The following is a 566-nucleotide window of genomic DNA, read 5'->3' as shown; positions in this document are numbered from 1 at the left end:
GCAGCGCATCTCCATCCACGCATAGCGGACCGTCTTGCTCCTGCCCAAACGGCTCAGCCGAAACGCCCCGGTCACGGACTCGGTGCCGTTAGCGCAGCGGGAGAGCGCGGAGAGATAGACCGGCCGGTCCGCCACGTGGACATGTTCGAAAAGCCCGTCGCCTAGAACCTTCCGGACAGGGACGCCGAGCGGTACGCCTGCGGCGCGCGAAGCGAAGACGACCCGCCCCTTCTCATCGTGACGCGCAATCATGTCGTCTGCGTTCTCGGCCAGCAGCCGATAGTCCTCCGGACGAGCCGCGCTAACCGACACGAGCGAACGAAAATAGGCGACGAGCCCGCGACACTCTCTCTGCTCAACACACGCTTCTCGGAGCGGCTCGCAGCGGCTACGTCCCAAGACTGTATTTGAGGAGATTACTCGCCGGCCGGCTTAAGGAATGCATAACAGCCTGTTGACGAAGTCTGCGCCGGCTGATTCGATGTGAATACGTAGCTTCACATGAGGTTCCTACAATGTCGATGAAACGAGAGGGCGGGGTTCAGGGAGCGCTGATGGTAAACGTG

1 protein-coding gene is annotated in these 566 nt (G+C 61.5%); it reads right to left on the bottom strand.

Annotated features, from left to right (window positions below):
• Positions 1–417: PAS domain S-box protein (locus tag GY725_19405; GenBank protein ID MCP4006352.1), on the bottom strand; the 417-nt coding region annotated here is incomplete at its 3' end.
• Between the last annotated feature and the right edge of the window lie 149 nt (positions 418–566).

The organism is bacterium, from assembly GCA_024226335.1.
In the GTDB taxonomy this organism is placed as follows: Bacteria; Myxococcota_A; UBA9160; order SZUA-336; family SZUA-336; genus JAAELY01.
Note: the sequence above shows the minus strand (reverse complement) of the source record. Positions and strands in the feature narration are given on the sequence as shown.